General features: G+C 68.7%; 19 protein-coding genes. 12 read left to right on the plus strand and 7 right to left on the minus strand.

The genetic code is table 11. From position 1 onward, the window contains the following. Positions 1-311: 311 nt before the first annotated feature. From nusG to VGV07_RS22125, 4 genes are all read right to left on the minus strand, one after another. Positions 312-869 carry a transcription termination/antitermination protein NusG gene (nusG, locus tag VGV07_RS22110; protein WP_326870907.1) on the minus strand — a complete coding sequence of 186 codons (558 nt, stop codon included), beginning with the start codon at positions 867-869 and terminating at the stop codon, positions 312-314. A 171-nt stretch (positions 870-1040) separates the two neighbouring features. Next, positions 1041-1235 carry a hypothetical protein gene (locus VGV07_RS22115; RefSeq protein WP_326870908.1) on the minus strand — a complete coding sequence of 65 codons (195 nt, stop codon included), beginning with the start codon at positions 1233-1235 and terminating at the stop codon, positions 1041-1043. Continuing rightward, positions 1235-1627 (minus strand): hypothetical protein, encoded by a 393-nt coding sequence (locus VGV07_RS22120; RefSeq protein ID WP_326870909.1) that lies wholly within the window; start codon positions 1625-1627, stop codon positions 1235-1237. Before VGV07_RS22120 ends, VGV07_RS22115 begins: the two co-directional genes overlap by 1 nt. A gap of 534 nt (positions 1628-2161) precedes the next feature. Beyond that, a complete protein-coding gene (locus VGV07_RS22125; protein WP_326870910.1) occupies positions 2162-2776 on the minus strand; it encodes a helix-turn-helix domain-containing protein in 615 nt (204 codons plus the stop codon). 256 nt (positions 2777-3032) lie between these two features. Between VGV07_RS22125 and VGV07_RS22130 the strand changes: the two genes are divergently transcribed. Next, a complete protein-coding gene (locus VGV07_RS22130) occupies positions 3033-3764 on the plus strand; it encodes a S24 family peptidase (protein ID WP_326871049.1) in 732 nt (243 codons plus the stop codon). A gap of 420 nt (positions 3765-4184) precedes the next feature. On the opposite strand, the gene VGV07_RS22135 is transcribed toward VGV07_RS22130, so the two are convergent. Then, a complete protein-coding gene (locus VGV07_RS22135; RefSeq protein WP_326870911.1) occupies positions 4185-4433 on the minus strand; it encodes a hypothetical protein in 249 nt (82 codons plus the stop codon). 165 nt (positions 4434-4598) lie between these two features. Here VGV07_RS22135 and VGV07_RS22140 point away from each other — a divergent pair, with 165 nt between their 5' ends. Continuing rightward, a complete protein-coding gene (locus VGV07_RS22140) occupies positions 4599-5003 on the plus strand; it encodes a hypothetical protein (RefSeq protein WP_326870912.1) in 405 nt (134 codons plus the stop codon). 455 nt (positions 5004-5458) lie between these two features. On the opposite strand, the gene VGV07_RS22145 is transcribed toward VGV07_RS22140, so the two are convergent. Both VGV07_RS22145 and VGV07_RS22150 read right to left on the minus strand, forming a co-directional pair. Next, positions 5459-5749 carry a hypothetical protein gene (locus VGV07_RS22145; RefSeq protein WP_326870913.1) on the minus strand — a complete coding sequence of 97 codons (291 nt, stop codon included), beginning with the start codon at positions 5747-5749 and terminating at the stop codon, positions 5459-5461. Next, on the minus strand, positions 5746-7077 hold the full coding sequence (locus VGV07_RS22150) for an RDD family protein (protein WP_326870914.1): 1332 nt from the start codon (positions 7075-7077) through the stop codon (positions 5746-5748). Before VGV07_RS22150 ends, VGV07_RS22145 begins: the two co-directional genes overlap by 4 nt. A 532-nt stretch (positions 7078-7609) precedes the next feature. On the opposite strand from VGV07_RS22150, the gene VGV07_RS22155 reads away from it, so the two are divergent. The 10 genes from VGV07_RS22155 (at position 7610) to VGV07_RS22200 (ending at position 18660) form a co-directional block, all read left to right on the plus strand. Then, a complete protein-coding gene (locus VGV07_RS22155; protein WP_326870915.1) occupies positions 7610-8329 on the plus strand; it encodes a response regulator transcription factor in 720 nt (239 codons plus the stop codon). 319 nt (positions 8330-8648) lie between these two features. After that, positions 8649-10145: a phage tail sheath family protein gene (locus VGV07_RS22160; protein WP_326870916.1), complete on the plus strand. Its 1497-nt coding sequence runs from the start codon at positions 8649-8651 to the stop codon at positions 10143-10145. Between the two features lie 22 nt (positions 10146-10167). After that, positions 10168-10692: a phage tail protein gene (locus tag VGV07_RS22165; RefSeq protein WP_326870917.1), complete on the plus strand. Its 525-nt coding sequence runs from the start codon at positions 10168-10170 to the stop codon at positions 10690-10692. A gap of 13 nt (positions 10693-10705) precedes the next feature. Beyond that, the gene (locus tag VGV07_RS22170; RefSeq protein WP_326870918.1) at positions 10706-11419 is read left to right on the plus strand and encodes a hypothetical protein; all 714 of its coding nucleotides are present in this window, start codon (positions 10706-10708) and stop codon (positions 11417-11419) included. Then, positions 11416-12102: a hypothetical protein gene (locus VGV07_RS22175; protein WP_326870919.1), complete on the plus strand. Its 687-nt coding sequence runs from the start codon at positions 11416-11418 to the stop codon at positions 12100-12102. Before VGV07_RS22170 ends, VGV07_RS22175 begins: the two co-directional genes overlap by 4 nt. Then, a complete protein-coding gene (locus VGV07_RS22180) occupies positions 12099-13448 on the plus strand; it encodes a DUF4255 domain-containing protein (RefSeq protein ID WP_326870920.1) in 1350 nt (449 codons plus the stop codon). The genes VGV07_RS22175 and VGV07_RS22180 overlap by 4 nt, the downstream gene beginning before the upstream one ends. Further along, a complete protein-coding gene (locus tag VGV07_RS22185; RefSeq protein WP_326870921.1) occupies positions 13445-15427 on the plus strand; it encodes an ATP-binding protein in 1983 nt (660 codons plus the stop codon). Before VGV07_RS22180 ends, VGV07_RS22185 begins: the two co-directional genes overlap by 4 nt. Continuing rightward, complete coding sequence (locus tag VGV07_RS22190; protein ID WP_326870922.1) at positions 15424-15678, plus strand: hypothetical protein; 255 nt, start codon at positions 15424-15426, stop codon at positions 15676-15678. The genes VGV07_RS22185 and VGV07_RS22190 overlap by 4 nt, the downstream gene beginning before the upstream one ends. Continuing rightward, on the plus strand, positions 15665-18142 hold the full coding sequence (locus VGV07_RS22195) for a DUF4157 domain-containing protein (protein WP_326870923.1): 2478 nt from the start codon (positions 15665-15667) through the stop codon (positions 18140-18142). The genes VGV07_RS22190 and VGV07_RS22195 overlap by 14 nt, the downstream gene beginning before the upstream one ends. Continuing rightward, positions 18142-18660: a hypothetical protein gene (locus VGV07_RS22200; protein ID WP_326870924.1), complete on the plus strand. Its 519-nt coding sequence runs from the start codon at positions 18142-18144 to the stop codon at positions 18658-18660. The genes VGV07_RS22195 and VGV07_RS22200 overlap by 1 nt, the downstream gene beginning before the upstream one ends. The last annotated feature ends 3 nt before the right edge of the window (positions 18661-18663 follow it).

Genomic DNA, 18663 nt, shown 5'->3' on the forward strand with positions numbered 1-18663 from the left:
TCGTGATGCGTAAGCTCGTCGTCCTCGCGAACGCCCTGCTCACGCAGAACCGCCTATGGGAGCCTACTCAGCCCAAAACAGCTTGACCGAGAACACAGATGCTCTCTTGCAAAATCTAAGGCTTAGCCAAACGGCTAAACCCAAGATTTTGCTTTCTCCCCCGCCTAGGGGGAGATGATCAGTGCCTCCCACTTGCACCAGCGCAGCAGTCGGGACTCTCCCCCTTGGCGGGGGAGAAAGCGAAAACTTGGGCTTAGCGAGAGCTAAGTCCTTAGTTCTCGCCAGAGAGGGGGTTTTGGCAGCCACCACCCTCACGCCGCCAGTTCCTCCACCTGGCCCGGCCGCAGCTCCACCGGGGTCGGCCGGCCGAACAGATCGAGCAGCACCCGCAGCCGGCCGAGCGATTCCACCGCTTCGACCGTCCCGGCAAAGCTGGTGAACGGCCCGGCGGCGATGCGGACCGGCTTGCCGGTGAGGCGCTTCTGCATGGCGCTCAGGCTCTGCCTTACTGTCTCGCCGCGGCGGCGGCGGGCGGCATCGGTATCATCGAGCAGCTGGTTTGCCTCGGCTTGCCGGAGCGCCAGCACATCGGAGGTCGGGATCGGCTGCGGCGGGTGCGGCCGGCCCGGCAGCAGCTCCAGCACCGGAGTGCAGGCGAGGACTTTCGAGGTATCCTCGAGCCGCTCCAGCTCGACGAACAGGTAGCGCGGGAAGTGGCAGAGCGTCGTGACCTTGTTCACCCGCAGCCTTCGGTTGAAGCGCTCGATGCGGTATTGCGGCAGGTAGGCCTCGAAGCCCGCCCGCTCGAGCTGGCGCAGCGCCTCGCGCTCGCCCTTCGCCCGTGTCCGTACTGCGTACCACGCTGCCATTGCCGGCCTCCTTCAGCTGTCGGTCGAGGGCGCGCAAGGCCGCCCGGATTTCTGCCATTGCCGCGGTGGCGCCGAGGCCACGATCGGAATATTCGGCGGCCACTTCGCGGATGCGTTCGATAAAGGTCTTGCGGCTGCCGCCGCGGCGCTCGGCGCCGGTCTCGGACCAGGTCATGCCGCGGCCTCCCGGCCTGCGGCGCGGCAGCCATCGGGCCCGCACCAGCATTTCAGCTTGCCGAGGTCATTGCTGCGGATGGCCTGCCTGAGGCTGCCCTTGCCATAGGGCGCGTGCGGGGCGCCGCAGCGATCGCAGCGGCGGACGAAGACCCGGAAGCCGGGCGCGGTTTCGATCTCCGTGAGCGGCATCAGTGCGTCCTCCCGGCGATGAGCCGCACCCGGCTCGGGCCGCGCCAATCATCGGTGCGGCCGCCCAGAGCCACGGTGCCCTCAGGCGGGCTCTCGCCCATCCGGTAGCGCACCAGCCGCGGCCCCTCGCTGAGCGCGCGGGCCGCTTCCGCCAGTGCATCGGCGAGTGCTGCGAGCCGCGGCGCGGTGGGCGCAAAATCGAGGTTGTGGCCCGCCACCTGGCCGCGGAGGAACGCCGTGCAGGCGGCCTCGATGGCGACGAGCGGGCAGTGATCGACGGCGCGGAGGTAAGCCATGGCCGTTGCCTCACCGATCGCCGAGTTGGAGCTGGGGAAACCCGCCAGCAGCGTCGCTATCGCTTCGAGCGCCCGGCCCTGATCCTGCCTGTTCATCCTGCATTCTCCGTGCTTGCTCGAGCAGCGCCGCGGCGCCCTTGCTGCTGCGACGTGAAACCCTTCCGGCCCCCCGAGGCGCCGTGGCGCCCTGGGGGATCAAAGGGGGGAATCTTGAGTCTCGAGTCTCAGCACTGGGTGGCCCATTGGCCGACCCATTGGGGGCGCCCGATTGTGCTGTGCTGTCAGTGGCTTGCGCCCAGCGGCGATTGGCCGATTTGCGCCCCAGATTGGCGCGTTCATGGTCCTTGACCATGCGGCGCGATAGCACGACGCCCGTGCTCGCCACGCTGAGGGCGCCGGCTTGCCGAAGCTCCGCCATAAGCGCGCGAACTTCGTCCACCGGCACCCCTGTCATGCGAGCCAGGGTTTCGTCACCGATCGCCGTGCCGTTGAGCACCAGGTGCCCATATGGCTTGGCCTCGTGCATGATGCACAAACATTCGATCCACAGCCCGCGCGCCGCGAGGCTGACGGCGCGCAGCGCCTGATCGCCCCGCCAGGCGGCGGGCTGGAACTTGAACCAGGGCTGGCTCATCGCGCGCCAGCCTGAGTGGTCTTGTCTGGTCGCGCTTTCGAGGTGGAATAGTCTGCAGCTTTTCCTGAAAACGCTCCGGCCAGCTCCGCCTCGTAGCGGCGGATGTTGTAGAGCACCGTGGTGTGGTCGCGGCCGCCGAGGTGGCGAGCGATTTCGGGCAGGCTGATCTGCCGGCCATTGACCAGCACCTCATGCCGGATGCGCCAGCTCGCCTCGCGCCGCGCCGCGGTGATCGGGGCCCGCCGCGACGCACTGGCGAGCTCGGCCCGGCTCACCCCGTGTTTCGCCACCACCGCATCGATGATCTCGCGGGCGGTGATCCCTCGCGGAGCCGCCGGGGCGACGACGAGGGATCGCGCCGTGAACTCCATCGTGTCGTAAGGCGCCGGTTCGCGATAGTCCGGCAAGCTCTCCGCCGGCGGCAGCGGTAACGGTGCCGGTGGAAACGCGCGGAACGGCCGCACCGTGAGGTTGGAGGCGGGGAGGGGGTGTTGCGCAGCGCGGCGGATGCGCGCCTCGCGGGCCCGCCGCTCCTCGGCATAGGCCTGTTGGCTGGGGCTCGCATCGGCGGCCCGCACCGGGGCGAGGCGTGACTGGCGATAGAGTAGCATCGGGGCACTCCGTGGGCATGGCGGTGGCGTGCACCGGCACGAAGCGCGCCGGCGGCGGGGTGGTCGGGTGGCTCGCGGGGCGGGGCGCCGCGAAGCGGTGGTGTGAAGTCAGGGCCGGGCGGTCAGTCGCCCGGCCGGCACGGCGACTCGAAGCCGCCGCGCCGCTGTTCATGGGGACATAAACTGAGCATTAATGCACAGTTCGTCAAGTGCGAATGCATGATGCATTCGTGCATAAAGGTGCTAGCCTGTGCAGATGCCAGAACCCAACCAGCTCGCCGTCGATTACATCCGGCACGTTCTCAGCCTGACCGGGCTGTCGCCGACGGGCCTCGCGCTCAAGGCCGGCATTTCATCGACCACGCTGACCCGGCCGCTGAACTCGGCCGAGTACAAGTTCGCGCTCACCAACACCACGCTGCAAAAGATCGAGGCGGCCACCGGCATCGCTTTCCTCGGCTTTGCCGCCGGCTACAACGCCGACCCCGTCGCGCCGGCAAACGCGCCGGGGTTCGCCGAAGCGCCGGCCAAGCGCATCGAGGGCCAGCCGGTGCGCTACGTGCCGGGCGAGCAGGTGGTGCTCAGCGGCCGGCGCAACCGGCTGCCGGTGTTTTCGGGCGCCATGGGCGGCGACGGCAAGCTGATCGTCAGCTCCGATTTCGTCGACCACATGGCCATGCCCGCCGCGCTCGAGGGGGTGCAGGGCGCCTATGGGCTGATCGTCGATGGCAGCTCGATGAACCCCGAATTCTGGGAAGGCGACGTCGCCTGGATCAACCCGCACCTCAAACCGGCCCGCGGCCGCAACCACGTGTTCTTCCACACCCCGCCGGGGGGCGAGGATGCCGAAGCGATCATCAAGCGGCTCAACGGCTGGAACGATCGCGAGTGGCAGCTCGAGCAGTGGAACCCGGCCAAACAATTCACCGAATCCCGCCGCATCTGGCCGATCTGCCACCGCGTGGTGGGCAAGTACGAAGCGCCTTAGTAGCGCACCGAATCCAGCCGGAGCTAACCCGAGCCGCTCGTCGCTCCGCTCCAAGCGCGCGTCGCGTCGCTAACCTCGTGCACCGAAGCCCGCAGTCAGGACTCCCTCTCCCGCTTGCGGGGGAGGGGGGACCGCTTCGCGGTGGGAGGGGGGAGCCCCACGTACTAAACTTGGCTGCCGGGCACGAGGTCAGGCTCGCAGCATCCACCTACGTTCTGCTCATCCCGCCACCATCTCAGGATGGGCCCCGGCCTTCGCCGGGGTGACACCGCGTGTGGGTCGACAATGGCGGGCAGGATCACACCCCGGCCCCGATGCCCACCTCCCCCTTGACGGGGGAGGCAAGCGAAGCTTGGGAGCGTCAGCGAGCTAGCGCAGCTCGGAGGGGGTGTGCGGCGGGGCAGGGTGCTGCCCCAACCCTCAAGCCGCCGCCTCCGCCAGCAGCTCATCCGACACTGCCCCCAGCCGGCAGATCACCTCGGCATCCTGCCACTCCCCGGTTGAGGGGTCACCGCTGCGCGAAAACGCCACCGCCGCCATGCGGTCGGCCATCAGCCGCTCGCACAGCGCCCGGGCATAGCGTTCATTGGGCACCTCCCGGCTTTCCTCGGGGATCGGATAGCCGTTCTTCCCGCGCAAATACCCCTGCACCACGTAATAGGTCACCACTCCGCAATCCCTCAAAGTTCACTGTTTGTTCACATTCAAACACCAGGGCCACGCCGGAGTCGAGTCGGTGTCGTGACTGCAGCGTGATGTGCAATCCTGCACGGCTGCGCTTGACGAGGATAGTGCATTAATGCACCGTTAGCCGCATCACCCCTGGAGCCGGCAATGACCTCCTACCTGATCGCCCGCGGCCCCTGGCCCTTCGATGCCGAAACCATCCGCCACGCCCTCGGCCTCAAGACCCATGCCCTCGACCTCCTCATCACCGCCGGCATCGCCTCGATCTGCACCATGAGCGTCCGCCCGGTGACCAGCGAAGTCTGGGACGTGACGATCGACGAAGATCCCGCCCGCTTCGGCGTGCCGCTCTCGGTCAGCGCGCCGCGCGCAAGCAGCTCCGATCGGCGGCTGGTGCGACGGGTGGAATATGTGGCCGACGATATTGCAGTGGCGAAGGCGCGGGGGCGGGTGGAGCGCTGGTGCCGCAACCAGCACGATATTGCGCTGGCGCTGCTGGCCGAGCCGGCGGGGCAGGGGGAGGCGGGCGCGGCGTTGGCGGAGGTGGCGTGAGGGGGGCGGGGCGCAGTCCGCTGCGCCCCGCCTCTCAGGCTCGCCTGCAGCTCGAACCCCCGCCCGGCCGTCAGCGGTTCGACTCGGGCGCCGGGCTTGAGCAATCCAGTATGCCTGGTTCCTTATTATGCGGCTAAGGACAAGCCGGCTGTCGCTTGGGACGCAGGTGTGTTCCCGTATCGCGGCAAGGTGGGGCAGGGGCCGCCAGTAGCTCTCGGGGGCGGGGCCGATCAGGGCGCGCCGCGTAAGCCGGCAAATGCCAGCAGCGGCACATAATCCTGCCTATCGGCGGCGCGGAGCGCGGCGATGTATTGCCGGCGTCGGTCGTTGCGCTGCGCGAGGTCGGCGGCGCCGTCTTGTCAATGAATTGGTTGACGGTCGTCGGGCAACCGTCAACCCATGGGTTGACCCGCGCAGTGGCCGCTGCCCGCCGCATGTCCTCGAAGCCGGTCAGCTCAAGTGTAAGCGTCTTCGATGGCGGCGAACACGAAGCAAAGCAGCAGGATGACCAGCAGCACCAGGACGCGGCGGAGCAGGTGGCGACGTTCCTGCTTGCGTTGCACCCGCCTCGTGATCTCGGTGACCGCCTCGTAGAGGCCGGGGCTGCGCCGGTAGATGGCTTCCATCGCCTCCCGTCGCTCGGCGGCAGCCCGCGCTGCAACCTGCTCTGGCGTCATGCGGGGGGTGTCGCGGGTCGCGTCGACGACCAGGGCCTTGATGCCCCGCACGAGGTCCTCGTCGCTCATTGCCCAACACCCACCCCCGCACTCCTGAATAACGCCGCGCTCATTTCCGTTTCGACGATGACGCGCGGCGTGGTGGTGAGCTGGTCGAGGTAGACGATGCGCCAGAACTGGTTGCCGAGCTGCGTGGCGTAGATGGTGGTCGGGTGGCCCCCCGGCAGCATCGCGCCACTTGCCGTCCAGATGCCCGGCTGGTTCGACATCGACCAGGCGCCGAGGGTAACGTTGGCGCCGAGACCCTGGGTGAGGCCGGCGGCGTAGGCGGCCATGTCCATGTTGGCGGTCTCGACGGCGAACAGGGCCACGACGCCGGTTTTCATGTTGACGAAGGCCGGCATGGCTGCGCCATCGGGGCCGGCAACGGCCTGGTACTCCCAGCCGGCGGGGATGGTGGCGGTGATCTGCGTGGTGGGGTTGAGCCAGCTGGTGGGGCGCTCGAGCCCGTCGAGGGCGGCGCGGTCGAGGCCGTTCAGCACGGTGATACCCGCATAGAGAGCGAGGGCAAACAGCATGCCGAGCGTGCGGCGCACGGGGCTTTGCGAATAGGCGCGCACCGTGGCGGTGCCGATATCATAGGGCGCCGGGGCGCCGCGCAGCACGGCGCGGTAGGCCGGGATCATGGTGAAGAAGTTGAGCAGCGGGATGCCCAGCGCCAGGCCCTGGGCCCAGACGCGGAACTCGCGTAGCAGGTTGGAACCGAAGCCGAAGCGCGGGCGACCAGCGATGGGTTCGGCCCGGATGCCGAAAATGGCCTTGCCCAGCGAGTTGCCGCAAAGGGTGATGATGATGGCGTTGATGAACAGCGCCACCGGCACCGCCAGGAAGACCAGCGCGCGGATGTCGACGAAGTAGAGCTGGTAGTAGAGCTGCGGGCTCACCAGCGGCAGCAGCAGAAACAAACCGGTCAGCAGGACCGTGGCGATGATCGATATGTCGATCGAACGGGCGAAATAGCGCGTCCACGGGCCGGCGAGGGCAGGTGCTGCGGCGGCTGGCGCCAGGGTGAAGGCCGGTTCGGGCTCATCGTCGCCGACAAGGCGATCCGCCTCGCGAGGGGCATCGATGCGATCATCGACCAGCAGTTCATCCCCGGGGTGATCGCCGGTGTCGCGTCCGGTTGCTTGCGGGCGGGCCGACGGGACTGGCGGAGGCGGCGGCGCATCAAGCAAGGCCGCGAACTCTCCGGTATCGGCGAGGGCGGTCCAATCGGCGAAACCTTTGCGCCAGACTAACGTCTTGGCATTGAGCTTGCCCGAGTGAAGCAGGTTGGCGATATCGTCTTCACTATGCGGCCCGACCGGGTCGGCGCCCGTCGAATAGTACCAGTTCATTCAAAAAATCCCCCAAGATAAGGCGCATGGTTACACGCTCCGGAGGCGGGAGTCACTGGGTGTTTCTGTTTTGTTCACGCAGGGCATGCCCGCGGAGGGGGGCGGGCGCGACGTTCGCGTGGGGGTTGCCGCCGACACACTTCCGAGCCTCGGAACAACCGGCGGTGCGAGCCGGATATCGGCAGCGCGCCCGCCGAAGCGGGCCGCCGCAGCCCTGGCCGATTGAACGGGGCGGGTCCGCTGCCGAATCAAGCAAATGGGTTGGAGACGCCATGCCCAGCGAAGCTCAGGCGGTTGCTTGGTACAGAAGTGTACGCTCTGAACAAAAGTTGAAGCGAATTTTCTGACGATTGATCTGAGCAGGAGTTGCCGAAGGCAGCGCGATGCATTGCTTTCGTAGTGGGCAGAGAAACTGTTGCTTGATGCTCCCTTCGGCGAGTAGGTCGCTTGAATACGATAGTTGCGTCAGGTAGATATTGTAGGGGCGCTCCGGAAACTACGTATCTGAAATAGCGATTTGGGAGCTGCTAAAGTGACGATCAGCGACGGTTTCTCTGAGAATTCGCCGGGCAAGGGACCGCGCTTATTTGTCCTCAGCGATACGCATATCCTGCTCGAAGGCATCGTGATGGCGCTGTCGCGGGAGGCCAGCATCGAGGTGGTGGGCGCCTCGAACCACGCGATCCATCCGCTCAGGATTGCCGCCCTCAACCCCGATGTGCTGCTCATCGATTTCACCGTGTCGATGGATCTGAAGCGCTCGCGCGCCCTCAGGGTGGCGATGCCTCAGGTGAAGATGGTGGCGCTGGGGGTGGTCGAGGCGGAGTCCGATGTCATCGCCTGCGCCGAGGCCGGCATTGCCGGCTTTGTCAGCTCGACCGGCTCGCTCAAGGATATCGCCTCGGCCATCCATTCGGCGGTGCGGGGGGAACTGGTCTGTTCGCCGCAGACGGCGGGGATGCTGTTCCGGCTGCTGGGGGCGCGCAAAGCCCGGCCCCCGATGGGCGGGGATGAAACGCTGACCCCGCGCGAGCGGGAAATCGTGCTGCTGATGGGCGAGGGCCTGCCCAACAAGCACATTGCGCGGCGGCTCGGCATCCACGATGCGACGGTGAAAAACCACGTGCACAGCATCCTGAGCAAGCTCGGGGTGAGCCGCCGCGCCGAGGTGGCGGCACACCTTTTCCAGGCCGCTTCGCCCAGGACGCCACTCACCCTGCCCAATGGCGGCGGTGGCTCGCTGCATCGCTAGCAGCAGCGCCACCGACTAGGCGGAAACACCAGCTCCGATCGCCGTTTCGCGGCGTCCCGCAAGGCAGGGCGCGCCTGGTCGCTTGCCCGCGCGGCGCAACCGCGGCCTGGACCGTTTGATCCATGGGGACCCAGACCGTCGGGCAGGGGCCCATATCCGACGGCTCATTCGGGCGGCACCCCCACATGTTATGGTCGCCGTCTCATGTCGGGGGCGGGAGCAATGCGGACCGCGGCCCCCCGGGATCAGAGGCCAACCTCGAATAACGGCCATAAATCAACGTACTGGCGACCATGCTTAACGGGATGGAGATGACGCGATGCCTACGGCCCTGTTGCAGCCTGGAGTGTATATCGAGGAAGTTCCGAGCGGCGTGCGGACCATCACCGGGGTGGCGACGTCGATCACGCTGTTCCTGGGCTGGGCGCCGCGCGGGCCGACCACCCGGGCCAGCCGCATCACCAGCTTTGCCCAGTATGAGCGGATCTATGGCGGGCTCGACCCGCGCACCGTGCTCGGCCATTCGGTGCGGCAATATTTCGATAATGGCGGCAGCGACGCCTATGTGGTGCGGCTGTCGGACGGCGATGCCACCTCGCAGGTGGTGCTGGGCGACCTGACGGTGGATGCGAGCTCGCCCGGCACCTGGGCCGATGTCTATGCCATAAGGACCACGCAGCGCGCCGACGACGCCACCCGCTTCAGCGTCGAGGTGATCGACCCCGACCACCAGAACGCCGTGCTCGAAAGCTTCCAGAACCTCTCGATGTCGCGCACCGATCCGCGCTTTGCCGAGAGCGTCATCAACGGCAATTCCGCCTTCATCACCGTCACCACGCCTAACCCCGGGCCGGGGGCGGCGCCGGCCGATAACGGCCCCGACGGCGACCTGCTGGCCGGTGGAGGCGACGGCACGGTGCTGGTGCCCGGCACCGCCGGTTTCCAGACTGCACTGCTCGATGCCGGAGTGTTCGGGCTCGGCAGCATCACCGACCGGATCGACCTGTTCAACATGGTGTGCATTCCGGGCGAGTTCGACCCGACGACGCTCAGCACCATCCAGGGGCATTGCGTCGATCGCCGGGCCTTCCTGATTGTCGATCCGGACGAGAATTCCGACGTCACCGATATGCAGAGCTCGGCCAATGTGCCGCTCGGCTCGGGGGCGGCGAACTCGGCGGTGTTCTTCCCCTGGGTGCGGGCGCCCGATCCGCTGCAGCGCGGCGCACTGCGGAGCTTCCCGCCCAGCGGGTTCGTCGCCGGCGTGTTCGCCCGCACCGATGCGAGCCGCGGGGTTTGGAAGGCCCCGGCCGGCAGCGAAGCGGCGATCAACGGCGCGGCCGGCCTCGCCATCACCATGAGCGATGCCGAGAACGGCCAGCTCAACCCGCTCGGGGTCAATTGCCTGCGCACGCTGCCGATCTACGGCAATGTGGTGTGGGGGTCGCGCACCCTGTTCGGGCAGAACGATCGCGGCTCGGAATGGAAATACGTGCCGGTGCGGCGGATGGCGCTGTTCCTCGAGGAGAGCCTTTATCGCGGCACGCAATGGGTGGTGTTCGAGCCCAACGACGAGCCGCTCTGGGCGCAGATCCGGCTCAATATCGGCGCCTTCATGCAGGGGCTGTTCCGGCAGGGGGCGCTGCAGGGCACGACGCCGCGCCAGGCCTATTTCGTCAAATGCGACCGCGAAACCACCACGCAGGCCGACATCAACCAGGGCATCGTCAACATCTATGTCGGCTTCGCGCCGCTCAAGCCCGCCGAATTCGTCGTCATCAGAATCCAGCAGATGGCCGGGGATATCCCGACCTGAGGCGCCAGAGAGGACAAGCTAAATGGCTCAGTTTTCCGTCAATCCGCAGCGCTTCGACCCATACAAGAACTTCAAGTTCCGCATCAAATGGGATGGGCGCTACGTTGCCGGCATCAGCAAGGTGTCGGCGCTGAAACGCACCACCGAGGTGGTGGAGCATCGCGAGGGGGGAGACCCCTCGACCGGCCGCAAATCGCCCGGGCGCAGCAAGTTCGAGGCGATCACGCTGGAGCGCGGCGTCACCCACGACCCGGAATTCGAGCGCTGGGCCAACAAGGTGTGGAATTTCGGCTCGGGGCTGGGGGCCGAGGTGTCGCTGCAGGATTTCCGCAAGGACATCATCCTCGAATTCTACAACGAGGCCGGCCAGCTGGCGATCGCCTACAAGGTCTTCCGCTGCTGGGTGTCGGAGTTCCAGGCCCTGCCTGATCTCGATGCCAACGCCAATGCGGTGGCGATCCAGACCATCAAGCTCGAGAACGAGGGTTGGGAGCGCGACCTCGATGTGGTCGAGCCCAGCGAGCCGCGTTTCACCGAGCCGGCCTGAGCAGGACTGAGCCATGCCCGGACTTTCGCAGCCCAATCGCGAGGCTGAGATTTTGCGCCTCTGGGAATCGGCGGGAACGCTGGATCGCCGGGCTCGCGAGGATGCGCTGCTGGCCGCGCGGGACAGGGTTCCGGCGCGGCTGGGGGCGCGCAACCTGGGGCTCCTGGCGCTGCGCCAGGCGCTGTTCGATCGCCCCTGGTCGCTGCGGGCCGGCTGCCCGGCCTGTGGCGCCGATTGCGGGTTCGACATCCATGCGGGAAGCCTGCTCGAGGCGCTCGAGCCCACCGAGCCGGTTGACGCTCTAACGCTCGACTGGCGCGGGCATGAGGTGCAGTTGCGGCCCCCTGAGGTCGAGGACCTCGAGGCCATCGCCTCGATCGACGACGTCCGCGAGGCGAGCCTGGCGCTGATCGCCCGCTGTGCCGGCGGCGCCATGGATTTCTCGGATGCGAGCGCGGCGGAGCTCGAGGCCATCGAGGCGCAACTGGCGTTGCTCGATCCGGCGGCGCTGGTGAGCTTCGAGCTCAGCTGTCCCGAATGCAGCGCCCAGTGGTCGGCCGGGCTCGATATCGGCGACACCCTGTGGCGGGAAGTGCAGCAGGCCGCCGAGGAGACGCTGCTCAGCGTCGATGCGCTGGCGCGGCAATATGGCTGGACCGAAAGCGAAATCCTGTCGCTGTCGCCGCTGCGCCGCGCCGCCTACCTGCAACTGGGCGACGCATCATGAGCGGCTTCGTCGCCCGGCTGTTGGCCATGGCAACGGGCTCGGCCCCGGGTGCCGCCCGGCTGGTGCTGCCGCCGCGCTTTGCCGGGCCGTTGCCCGGCGAGACGGCGGTGATAGGGCCGGCAACGGCATATCAGCCGCTGGTCGCGGCAGCGCCTCTGCAGCCGCCATCGCCGCCTCGCTCTGCCGACGCGCGCCCCTCGGTCGAGGAGCCGAGCGAGGTTGCCGCGCCGCGCCGGAGCATGCCCGCGCCGCGCGAGGTGGCGGACGTGTCCGAGCCGAAGGCCAGCGTGAAGCCGACCGCTCCCCAGCCACAGCCCGGCGAGCGGCCGGTCGCTCGCGAAGCCGCCCCGGTTGCCGCGATCCCGCCACAGCCGCAGGCAGCGCCAGCCTCCCGGCCGCAGCCAACAGCGGCGCGCCTCGAAGCGGCCGCCCGCCCGGCCACGCCACCGGCACTCGCGCCAGCCCAGGTTCTGCCGGCGCCCCGGCGTCCCCTCAGTGAAGCGGCCGTGGCAGCGGTCCGCTCCACGGTGGGGCCGCCGGTCATCAATGTCACGATCGACCGCATCGAGGTGCGGGCGGCAACCGCCCCGGTTGCCGCGCCGCAGCGCGGGCCGCGGCAGCCGCCGGCGCCCTCGGTGTCGCTGTCGGACTATCTGCGCGGCAATGGCGGGGGGCGAAGATGAGTTCGCCGCTTGCCATCGGTGCGGTCAGTGCGGTGCTGCGGAACCTGCTCGACAATGGCCTGATCGAGGCGGGCAACGCCATGGGCGCCACCGTCAATGTCAGCGCGGTGGCCCCCGATACCATCGACCTCGAGGCCGAAAACGAGGGGCCACGGCTCAACCTCTTTCTCCACCAGGTGACGCCCAATCCCGGCTGGCGCAATGCCGGGTTGCCATCGCGCGGCGCGGTGAGCGGCGAGCGGCTCAGCAACGCGCCCCTGGCGCTCGACCTCCACTACATGATCACCGCCTATGGCCGGCTCGATTTCCAGGCGGAGATCCTGCTCGGCTACGCCATGCACCTGCTGCACGAGCGGCCGCTGCTCGATCGCGCAGCGATCCGGCGGGCGCTGGCGCCGAGCCCGCTGCCTGCCGGGCTGATGCCGCCGGCCTTCCAGGCGCTGACGGCTTCCGATCTCGCCGACCAGGTGGAGCAGATCAAGATCACGCCGGCCGGCATGTCGGGCGACGATATGTCGAAGCTCTGGTCGGCCATCCAGTCGCACTATCGTCCGTCGTCGGGGTACCTCGTCTCGGTGGTGCTGATCGAGGGCACGCGGCCGGCGGTGGCGCCGCTGCCGGTGCTGTCGCGCGGCATCATCGATCCGGCCACCCATCGCGACCGTGGTGTCGCGGTGACGCCCGACCTGCTGTCGCCGCTGCCGACGCTTACCGCCGCGACACCGCCGAACCAGCAGACGGCGGCGCGGCTCGGCGAAGTGGTCACCATCACCGGAACCCGGCTCGTCGGGGCAGGGCACCGGGTGCGGCTCAGCCACCGGCTGTTCACCGCGCCACTCGAACTCAACGCCAGCGCCGTCGATGCGGCTGCGGGCCGGATCACCTTCACCCTGCCCAACACGGCCGCGGCGCAGACCAACCTTGCAGCGGGGCAGTTCGTGGTCAGCGTGGTGCTGACGCCGCAAGGCGAGGCCAACCCGCGCGAGACCAACGCCGTGCCGCTGCAGATCGCCCCGGTGGCGGTGCTGGCGGCCGATGCGGGGCTCAGCTTGCCGGCAGCGACCGTGGTGCGCGGCGGTGCGCCGCAGGTGGTGACGGTCGAGATGCGGTCGCGCCCGCGGGTGCGGCCAGCGCAGCGGGCGAGCCTGCTGCTCGATACGGCCGAGGCGGTGGCGGAGCCGCGGGCCCTGCCGGCCGATCCGCTGGTGTTCGTCTTCCCCGATGCGCTGCCGGCCGGCACCCCCAGGGTGCGGCTGCGGGTCGACGGGGTCGATAGCCTCCTGGTCGATCGAAGCGGCGACGCACCGGCGTTCGACCCCAGCCAGCAACTGGCGGTGCCGGCATGAACGCGATCCCCGGCAAGAGAAGCGAAACTGCGGTGCCGCTGCCGAGCTGGACCAGCCTCAACCGGCAATGGCTGATCGAGGCGGTGGCGCGGCTACTCACCCGCCTCGAGGCGGGCGCCGAGGCGAGCGAGGCGCCGGCCGATTGCGTCGAGCCGTACATCCCTTCCGATTTCGTGCCGGCGCTGGTGCATGGCGCGGCGATGTTCGGACTTTCCGCCTTCGAGCGCGAGCTGCTGCTGCTGCTTGTCGGGGTGGAGCTCGACGTGCGGCTCAGGCGGCTCGTCACCGAGCTCAATCCGCTCGGGGCAGGGCGCCCGAGCTTTGCCCTTGCCCTGTCGCTGCTGGTCGAGCCGCATTGGGATGCGCTGTCGCCCGAGGCGCCGCTGCGCCGCTGGGGCATGCTGCAGCTCGAGCCCGGCCGGCCGCTGGCCGACGCGGCGCTGTTCGTCGACGAGCACCTCGTCCACTATGTGGCGGGCGTCGCGGCGCGCGACCCGATCGTCGAAGCCTATGCCGCGACGATCGAGGTCGAGCCGGATGTCGCGGGGCTCGGCGCCCAGCCGGTGGTGCTGCGGGCCGAGCGGCTGTTGCGCGATGCGGCCGGCGAGCAGCCGATCATCGTGCTCGATGGCGGGGGCGATGCCGCGATGCGGCGCGACCATGCGTTGGCGGCGATCGGCCGCTCGGGGCATCGGCTGGCGCTGTGGATGGCAGCCGGCGGGCTGCCCACCGACCCGGGTTCGCTGACGAGCCTCGCGCGCCGCCTCGAGCGCGAAATGGCGCTCAGCAATGCCGGCCTCGTGCTGGCTGTCGAGCAGCCTCAGGACGAGGCCGCCGGGCGGGCCCTGCTGCAGCGCCTCGAGTGTCCGCTGCTCTGGCTGGGGGGCGACGGCGCCGGCGCTCTCGCGGCGCTGCCGGTGGCGCGGCGGGTCATCCGGCTCACCCTGCCGCGGCGCGACGGCCGGGCCAACGGCGCCGTGCTGGCAGAGTGGCTGCAGGCCGGCGCCGGCAGCCAGCCAGCGGTGCGCCGTGAAATCGAGCGCGCAGGATCGCAGTTCCGCCTTGGCCCGGCAGCAATCAGCTCGATCATCGACGAGATCGCCAGTCTCCCGCCCGCGGCGCGGCCTGAAGCGGTGTGGTCGGCTGCCCGCAGCGCCGCGCGCGGCGGGCTCGAGCACCTGGCGCGCCGCATCGACAGCAAGGCAAGGCTCGACGATGTGGTGCTGCCGGCGGGCCAGCGGCTGCTGCTCGGCGATATCGCCCGCCAGCTGCGCCAGCGCGACCGGGTCTATGACGAGTGGGGGTTCGGCACGCGCAGCGACAGCGGGCGTGGCCTCGTGGCGCTGTTTGCCGGCGAGTCCGGCACCGGCAAGACTCTCGCCGCCGAGGCCATCGCCAACGAGGTGGAGCTCGATCTCTACCGGGTCGACCTCGCGACGGTAATCAGCAAGTATATCGGGGAGACCGAAAAGAACCTCAAGCAGATCTTCGATGCCGCCGAGGCAAGCGGCGCCGTGCTGCTGTTCGACGAAGCCGACGCGATTTTCGGCAAGCGCAGCGAGGTCAAGGACAGCCACGACCGCTACGCCAACATCGAGATCGCCTACCTTTTGCAACAGGTCGAGGCCTATCGCGGGCTCGCCATCCTCACCACCAATTTCAAGAGCGCGCTCGATCGCGCCTTCATGCGGCGCATCCGCTTCGTCATCAGTTTCCCGTTCCCCGATGCCGCGGCGCGCGAACAGATCTGGCGGCGCCAGTTCCCGCGCGAGGCGCCGGTGGGGGAGATCGACTTCCGGGCGCTGGCCCAGTTGAGCCTCGCCGGCGGCAATATCCGCAGCATCGCGCTCAACGCGGCGTTCAAGGCTGCCGATGCGGGCGAGGCGATCAGCCAGCCTATCCTCGTCGCCGCGGCGCGCGAGGAGTTCGCCAAGCTCGAACGCAGCTTCGGCACCGAGTTGGCGCGAGGTGTGGCATGAAGCCGGTTGCCGCCGCGCAGGTTCAGGTTCGTATCGGCCGTGTGGTGGTCGAGCCGGGGGCGCTCGGCGCGGGCACGCGGGCCGAGTTCGGGCAACGGCTGCAATCGGCCATAGCGGCAGAGCTCGCGGGGGGAGCAGCAGGTCCGCAGGCGGCGGCAGATCCGGTGACGAGGCTTGCCGCCATCATTGCGGCGCAACTGCCGGCCGCGGCGAACACCAGTTCGGGGAGGGGGCGCCATGGCCGCCGCTAATCCCCGCATCGCTGCCCCGGCCCAGCCGGCGACCGCTGCCGCACCGCGCCGGATCATGCCGGCGAGCCATCCGCTGGAACAGCAGGCCGATCGCGCCGTAGCCCCGGTGCTCAGCGGCGCGCGGCCGGTGCCGATGCCGCAGGCAGCGGGGCCGACGAGCGGCGGCGCGCCCTCCCCGGCGCTGGTGAACGAGGTGCTGGGCAGCCGCGGGCAGCCGCTCGACGGCGCGGCGCGGGCGCTGTTCGAGCCGCGTTTCGGCCGCGACTTCTCCAATGTGCGCATCCATCACGATGCCGCGGCGCAGCGCTCCGCCGCGCTGATCGGCGCTGCCGCCTATAGCAGCGGCAACCACATCGTCTTCGGGGCGGGGCGCTGGCAGCCCGGCCTGCCGCGCGGCCAGCGGCTGCTGGCGCACGAGCTGGCGCATCACGCCATGGATGCCGGCCGCGCCAACGGCCCGGTGTGGCGCAAGGAGGTGGCCGATATCGAGGTGTTCGACGCCGGCACCGCCAAGGATGTGGACCTGCTCGCCTATCTCAAGGTGCTGCGCGACAGCGGCAAGATCGAGAAGAAGGGCGACAGCAAGGAGAAGGCGCGCGGCGTGGTGCGCAGGTGGCGCCAGGGCGGGGACGCCTTCGGGCTCTCCCCGGACATGAAGGTGCTGCTGATCGAAGAAATGCTGCACGGCTACACCGCCAATGACAGCGAGCGCGCCATCCTCACCTTGCTGCAGCGCGGCGCAAGGCCCGATCTCGAGGTGATCCTGCCCAAGGTCGATGCCGATCGGCTGTACAAGAACTTCCAGGGCGATGAGCTCGATAGCCTCCGGGCGTTCTACAACCAGATCCTCGTCGGCGGCTACAAGGCGGTGTTCACCGGCAAGCCGCTGGTGTTCGCGCCCGAGCCGGTGCTCGAAGTCACCGCGCCCTATGGCGCCGCCGCGATGCGCGCGGTGGTTGCCGACATCATCATCCAGATCGGGCTGTTCATCCGCGATCGCAACAAGTCGAAGCGCGCCGGTATGGTCGACAGCATGATCCGCGCCGAGGCGCCGCGGCTGCAGGCCCAGCTGTCGGCGCTGCCCTCGGCCCAGCAGGCCACCGCGGTCAAGGATCTGTCGGCCGACCGGGCGCGGCGCGACGCGCAGGCCGATACGATCTGGCAGGATATCGACGCCGCCCCGACCCAGGACAAGAAGGATACGCTCGGCCGCCGTCGCGAATTGCTGCTCGGCGAAGTGCTGCTGCTCGACCTGGTGCTGCAGGGGACGGCGCGCGATATCGCCATGGGGGCGCCCAAGGTGGCCGCCGATTACCAGAAGCTCACCACGCCGCTCGATGCCGCCACCAAGAAGGCGGCGACCGACGCCATTGCGCCGCAAACCCAGGCGGCAGTGCAGGCCGCCGCCAAGGGGCTGCCGCCACCGCCGGCGCCGGTTTTCAACCCGGCCGCCGTCAAGGGCAGCAAGGATACCTACGAAGACAAGGTCAAGAAGCGGGTTCCCGACATCATCAAAGAGGCGCATGCGCGCTTCGGCGCACCGCGGGACGAGAAGGCGCATGCCGACAAGACCAAGGCGCGCTCGATGGACGACATGCAGGTGATCGCCAACCAGGCCAAGGATGAAGTCGACCTGGTGTTCGCCAGTTTCTACAACAAGGGGGCGGTTACCGCCTTCCAGGCCGACAAGCGCGACGCCGGCGGCAAGCTGACGGCCAAGGGCAACCTGCGCGATGTGTGGCAGGTCGAGCAGGATCTGCGGACCGCTAACCCGGCTTACGAAAAGTCGAGCGCCATGTTCTGGCTCTACTACCTGATCCAGAACGATCGCAGCACCGACCCCACGGTCAACGCCAACCGGATGGCCGGCATCAACGAAGCACATGACGCGTCGCCATCGTTCGACAAAAATTCCGCCGCCCTCAACGACGAGGCCAAGATCATCCGCAAGGTCGGGGATCCGCTGGTGTCCTCGGACTCCAAGCGCCTGTTCGAGATCGGCCGCGGCTGGGATGCCTATCAGCGCGGCGGCGATATCCACATCCAGCTGTTCAAGAAGCCCACGCCGGCCGAGGACCGGCGGTTCCTGTGGGACATGTATTTCACGCTGATGCACGAGTACCTGCACAAGCTCAAATCCGGCCCCTACGACACCTACGCGCAAAAGCTCGGCGGCGAGCACAGCACGCAGGGCAATACGCTGATCGAGGGGGTGGATTCTCTGCTCACCGAAATCGCCTGGTCCAGCGCCATCAAGCGCACCAGCACCAAGGCGGTGCGCGAAAAGGTCGAGCCCGATGCGGTTGCGGCCAAGCTGCCCTACGACGCCAACCTCGTGCCGAAGATCCCGCACCGGCGCTACGCCACCTACGAGCACGCAGTGCGCCTCGTCGGGGTGGTCGGGCTCCACAACCTCTATGCGGCCTATTTCCAGGGCCGCGTCGACCTGATCGGAGGGCCGTGATGGCCGAGATCAGCACGCCCTCGGTCTCCTGCAGTGCGGCAACGATGGCGTTGCTCAACGGCGATTGGGCGGCCTTTGCCGGCCTGCCGGCCGAGTGCGCGCTCGGCAGCCTCGTCGCCGCGTTCGGTCCGGCGCAGACGCTCGATGCGACGACGCGGCTCGGGGAAGACGGCACGCTGGTCACCCGGTCGTCGCTGGCGCGCGCCCCGATCACCGTCTGGCACGATGGCGATCGCGTCGTGCTCACCGAATGCGACCTGTTGAGCGCGCCGCTGCCGGCGCCGGCCTTCGACGCCGCGACGATGGTGCGGCGGGATGTCGAATGGGGCGTGGGCGTGCTGGCGGGCGGCGAATGGATTGCCGCGGCGCGCGGGCTCGCCCTCATCGTCACGCCCCTCGGCACGGTCACCGCCAGCCTCGGCTTCACTCCGACGACGCTGGAGCACTATCTGGCGACGCTGAGGCCACCGCGCGGGGCGACGGTGCCGTTTTCCATCGACGGCGGAGGGCTCAGGTGATGC

It is taken from the genome of Devosia sp. (genome assembly GCF_035944845.1).
In the GTDB taxonomy this organism is placed as follows: Bacteria; Pseudomonadota; Alphaproteobacteria; order Rhizobiales; family Devosiaceae; genus Devosia_A.